Origin of the sequence: Clostridioides sp. GD02367 (assembly GCF_045900275.1) — a bacterium.
Classification (GTDB): domain Bacteria; phylum Bacillota; class Clostridia; order Peptostreptococcales; family Peptostreptococcaceae; genus Clostridioides; species Clostridioides difficile_A.
The window spans coordinates 477656-483655 of record NZ_JBJODK010000001.1; the positions used below are offsets into that span (position 1 = coordinate 477656).

Genomic DNA, 6000 nt, shown 5'->3' on the forward strand with positions numbered 1-6000 from the left:
ATACCACCTAAACTGTGCTAGAATAGTTTTGTATATTGCTTTATATTAGATTATTACTATAGCTCGTCTACTAATCATATATATTTATCATTTCAGTACATATTACTCTAAGTTAATTATTAAAATTCTATACAATATTATTCATTTACAGCTTCTACTTGATTGTAGCAGATGCTTAAAGCTCCTTTTGGACATCTAGTTACACATAATCCACATCCAAAACATTTGTCTGCATCTATATTTAATTTATCTGTAACTTCTAATGCTTCATATACACAGCTTGTTACACATTGCTTACATTTGATACACTTGTTATCATCTACAACTGGAGCTACTGAATGAGTTCTAAATCCTCTAGCTGCCATTTTCTTATGAGTTAATCCTTTTATTTCATTAACATCAGAATATCCATTTTCATCTAAAAATTCATTTAATTCTTTAGCAATTTTTCCATAGATAGAAGGCCCTTTAAGAATTGCTTCTGTACATACTTGAACAGCACTTGCTCCAGCCATCATCATTTCAGCTACATCTTTTCCACAAGTGATTCCACCAACACCTATTATTGGTATATTTACAACTTGAGAAGCTTCATATATACATCTTATTGCTAAAGGTCTTATTGGTGCACCTGATAACCATCCATATCCAGCTTTACTTCCCATTATAGGGTATCCTGTATTTACATCTATAGCCATACATGGTCCAAATGAGTTTATCATTACAAGTCCATCTGCTCCTGCTTCTTCAACAGCTTTTGCAATAGTTTGAATATCAGTATGAGGACTCATTTTCATAAACACTGGTACATCTAAAACAGCTTTTGCTGCTTTTAAAGCATTTACTATTGGAGCAACATCTGTACCTACATAATGAGTAGATAATTCAACTGCATCAGCATAAGGTTTTACTAAAGGAGCAACCTCAGCTATTTGCTCTGCTGAATATCCCATACTTACTATTACTGGAAGCCCTGTTTCTTTTACTTTTTTGTATTCTTCTTCTATCCATTGTTCTTTTGGAAGCTCTGACCATAATTCTGTATTTAAGAAACCACTATTAGTTTTTGCCATACATGGTCTTGGTACATCTGCTGGTAATACAGATATAGTTTTTGTACATATAGCTCCTGCTCCACCTTTTGCTGCTTCTTGACAGAGAGCACCATCTTTTGCTCCAGGACCTGCTGCTGTCATAATTGGATTTAAGAATTCCATTCCATATAAATTAACTTTTAAATTAGCCATATTATTATCTCTCCCTTAATTAAATATTTTTAATATTTAGCTTATATTCTTTTATTTGTATTTGTATTTGTTATTTATCTTCTTTTTATATTATTTCTATTTTGCTTCTTCAACTTTATTATTCTTCTCTTTTTTAGAACCTAATTCATTGAAGAATATATTTAAAAGTACTGCTGATAAACTACCTGTTGTTATTCCACTATGGAATATTGTTTGTACCCAAGTTGGAAAATTATGATAAAAATCAGGATTTGTTAGTGGTATCATAGATAAACCAACACTAACTGCTACTATAACTCCATTTTTAGTTCCATCAAACTTTACTTTACTTAGAGTTTTTACTCCCCCAACCATTACCATTCCAAACATTGCAAACCCTACTCCTCCAAGAACAGGCTTAGGTATTGCTCCTATTATTGCTGCAAATTTTGGTAAGAAACCAAGTACTAGCAATATAACCCCTGCATAAACTGCTATAAATCTTGATTTTATACCTGTAAGACCTACTATCCCTGTATTTTGACCAAATGGAGTTATTGGGAATGAGTTGAATATTCCAGATAAAGCTGTAGATATTCCATCTCCAAATAGACCTCTTTTGATATTTTTACCTGTTACTTCTTTATCTACCATCTCATGGATAGCTATCATATTACCAACTGATTCTGTCATAAGTACTAACATAATTAAGCACAATGATAGTATTGCAGATGGTTCAAATCTAGGCATTCCAAATTTTAAAGGTACATTTAAATTAAGCCAACCAACTCCATTTACTGCACTAAAATCTGCCATTCCAACTGCCATGGAAAGTAGTGTACCAAGTACTATACCTACCAATATAGCTGTACTATTCCAAATTCCTTTTAAGAATTTAAATGAAAGTAAAGTTATTGCCAATACTGCCAAAGCCAATGCTAATGAGTTTGGTTCAACCGCTTCCAATTTGTTGTCAGTTATCCACTTTATCCCAACTGGAAATAGTGAAATACCTATTACCATAACAACTGTTCCAGTAACTACACTAGGGAAAAATCTTATTAATTTTTCAAACACTGGAGCAAGTAATATACAAAACAATCCAGCTACGATTACAGAGCCAAATACTGTCTGTACTGCAACCTGAGAATCACTATATGATGAGGCTATTGCTGTCATACCTGCCACAGCGGCAAAACTAGTTCCTTCTATTACTGGTATTTTAGCACCTACAATATTTCCTATACCAACACTTTGTATGAGTGTTCCTATCCCTGCCATAAATAAGCAAGCATTTATTAAAAAAACAATACTAGCATGATCTAGTCGTGCAGCACTTCCTATCATCATAGGAACCGCTACTGCTCCTGCACACATTGCCAAAACGTGCTGTAGTGAAAATACCCAAGATTTGGATATGGGTAACCTTTCATCTACTGGAGCTATTTTAGGGCTTTTATCTTGAGACATTTTGGGTCTCCCTTCTATATTTAATTTAATATTCTATTCCATATATTTTTTATCTATATATTTCATTTAAATTCCTATTTTTGTCCAAGTTATATTTTACAATGTTTAAATTCTATTCCATAGATTTTGGCTTAATTCTCTACTTTTAGCTAAAATACTTTCTTCATCTATGTTTACTAACTTTCTATCTTTCATAAGTACTTTTCCATTTATAATAGTTGTATCTACACTTCTTCCACTCATACCAAAGATAGTGTGGCCCCCTATTGTATTTTCTGTCAATGGAGTATGTGGTATATAATCAACTACTATTACATCTGCATAAGCACCTTTTTTAAGTACTCCTAGGTCATTTTTATAATAAGCTTTAGCTATTTTTCTATTGTTATCGAATAACATTGTTTGTGACTCTCCAAATCCAACTCTTGGGTCTTTTAAGTGATGTTTGTGAATTATATTGGCAACTTTTAGTGATTCAAACATATCGCTAGTATATCCATCAGTTCCTAGACCTACTGTAACATCTCTTTTTAATAACTCTATTGCTGGAGAGCATCCAACTGCATTTCCCATATTAGATTCTGGATTATGAACTACAAATGTATTCGTTTTATTTAAAAGACTAATTTCATCTGTACTTATATATATGCAATGAACTGCTATAGTCTTTTCCTTTAGTACTCCAAAATCATTAAATCTTTCTAAAACTCTCTTCCCATATTTGTCTATATTGTATTGTAAATCATCTATACCCTCAGCAACATGTACATGATACCCTGTATCAAGACCATCCATTTCTGAAGCACACTTATTTAATGTATCATCAGATAGTGTAAATGCAGCATGAAGACCAAACATCCCTTTTATCATATCTGTATCATCTTTTTGAGCGTATTTTATAAAGTTTACGTTTTCATTGATTCCTTGTTGGATTGTATCTCCACCATCTCTATCAGATACCTCATAGCAAAGGCATGTTCTTATTCCTAAATCCTTTGCAACATCTGATATTGTAAACAAACTTCCTTCGATTGCGTTTGGACTTGCATGATGGTCATAAACTGTTGTCACACCATTTTTTATACATTCTATATACGTTGCATATGCACTGTACTTAGTATCTTCTAGTGTAAGTTGCTTATCAAGTCTCCACCATAAATTGTTCAGTATCTCTAAAAAATTCTCAGAAGGTTTTCCTGGAACTGCCATTCCTCTAGCAAATGAGCTGTATATATGCATGTGTGAATTTATTAGACCAGGCATGATTATCTTCTTGCCTGCATCTATAAATTCATGTACTGGATATTTAGCTTTCATTTCCTCTGTAGTACCTATATCTTCAATTAGATTATCGTTTATTACTACACATCCATCTTCCATATAGGGATTTAAAGAATCTTGGCTTATTAGCCTCCCATTCCCCACTAAAATCATAAATTTATTCCTCCTTAAAGCTAAGATTTAATTTTTAAGTACTTTTCCTGCTTTAATTTTATTGTATTTTCCTTCTTCAACAACACAATTTCCATTTATAATTACATAATCTATACCTGTAGGGTACTGCATAGAATTGATAAAATCATCACATCCACTAACTGTATCCTTGTCAAATATAACTATATCTGCAAAATATCCTTCTTTTAATTCGCCTCTATCTTTTATACTAAAGCTTGTAGCTGCTTTTTTAGTCATTTTATAGACAGCTTCTTCAATTGTTAGTACATTCAACTCCCTAACATATCTTCCTAGTATTTTAGGGAAAGAACCATATGCTCTTGGATGTGGTTTACCTGCTAAAAGACCATCTGTACATACATTTTGCTCGTCTCTTTTCATAAATCCTATTATATGTTCTTCCAATCCATAGAAATCTACCATTCCAACTGCATTTTCTTCTTCTTTTAATAAATCAAACGTTGCATCTAATGGGTCTTTTCCTCTCATTTCTCCAATTTCTAACAAGCTCTTACCAATTGTATCTTTATTTTTTTCTGTCTTTACACTTGTTACAAATATTTGGTCTATCCCTGCAAACTCTATAAAGTTATCCCAACCTTCTATTCCATTTGCTATATCTTTTTTCATTTTTGCTCTTTCGTTTTCATCACTTAGTCTTTCTATTAACTTATCAGTTCCTCCAGAATGTGCCCAAGGAGGTAAAACTACTCCAAGCATTGTACTTCCTGCTGCATATGGATACTGGTCAAAAGATACTCTTATTCCTTCTTTTTCAGCTTTTTCTAAAAGCTCTATAACTTGAGGTATATACTTCCAATTTGATTTACCACAAACCTTAAAGTGTGAAAAATGAACTTTTACTCCTGATTGTTTTCCAATTTCTATGATTTCTTCCATTGATGTTAAAATTGTATCTGCTTCACTTCTTTGGTGAACTACAAATACTCCATCATATTTTGCTACAACCTTACACATTTCTATAATTTCTTCTGTCAATGAATATGCACAAGGTATATATATAAGTCCAGTAGACAATCCTATAGCTCCTGCTTTTAATTCTCTCTCTGTGATTTCACACATCTTTTGAATTTCTTCTTTAGTGGCAGGTCTATCTTCAAGCCCCATTGCTTCCATTCTAACGTTTCCATGAGGTACTAGATAAGTTTCATTTAAACCTACCCCATTGTTATCCATCATTTTTAGATAATTCTCTGTTGTTTCATATTTCCAATCAATTTCATCACTTTCACCATCTAGGCCTGCTAAATTTTTTCTCCAAGAAGATATATGTTCTTGAGGTAGAGGGGCCATAGATATACCATCTTGGCCCAACACTTCTGTTGTAATTCCCTGTCTAATCTTTACCTCATTATATGGATTAACTAAAATCACTAGGTCTGAATGGCTATGAGTATCTATGAAACCTGGACATATAACTCTACCTTTTGCATCTATAACTTTGTCAGCTTCTTCATTTAAATCCTGTGATATTTTTAATATTTTCTCATTTTCTATTAAAATATCTCCTTCATATGCTGGTGTTTTACTTCCATCTACTATAAGCCCATGTTTTATTAAAGTTCTCACAAAACCATCTCCTAATTATTTTTTATAAACTGATTTTAATATACCATAATATCCTTCTGCACCTTTGAATAATTGGTCTAATTCTATATGCTCATCTATTGTGTGAGCAAGATTTTCTTTAGAAGGACCAAATCCTATTGTTCTTATTCCAGCCTCACCTGCATAATGGCTTCCATTTGTACAGAATGAGTATTGAGTTATTTCTGAATCTATTCCAGCTTCTTTTAATCCTTTATATGCTGCTTGAACAAATTCATCT

General features: G+C 32.5%; 5 protein-coding genes. All 5 read right to left on the minus strand.

Going from position 1 to position 6000, the window contains the following annotated elements; genetic code table 11:
• Window positions 1–137 precede the first annotated feature (137 nt).
• Window positions 138–1247, minus strand: coding sequence for a 4Fe-4S binding protein (locus tag Q3223_RS01990; protein WP_021385954.1), 1110 nt, complete (start codon window positions 1245–1247; stop codon window positions 138–140).
• Between the two features lie 96 nt (window positions 1248–1343).
• A complete protein-coding gene (locus Q3223_RS01995) occupies window positions 1344–2696 on the minus strand; it encodes a nucleobase:cation symporter-2 family protein (protein ID WP_054271656.1) in 1353 nt (450 codons plus the stop codon).
• 105 nt (window positions 2697–2801) lie between these two features.
• Window positions 2802–4130: a putative aminohydrolase SsnA gene (gene ssnA, locus Q3223_RS02000; RefSeq protein WP_054271657.1), complete on the minus strand. Its 1329-nt coding sequence runs from the start codon at window positions 4128–4130 to the stop codon at window positions 2802–2804.
• Between the two features lie 27 nt (window positions 4131–4157).
• Window positions 4158–5741 carry an amidohydrolase family protein gene (locus Q3223_RS02005; RefSeq protein WP_054277602.1) on the minus strand — a complete coding sequence of 528 codons (1584 nt, stop codon included), beginning with the start codon at window positions 5739–5741 and terminating at the stop codon, window positions 4158–4160.
• A gap of 15 nt (window positions 5742–5756) precedes the next feature.
• Window positions 5757–6000, minus strand: a 244-nt coding sequence (locus Q3223_RS02010) for a M20/M25/M40 family metallo-hydrolase (RefSeq protein ID WP_407811526.1), incomplete at its 5' end; no start/stop codon positions are given.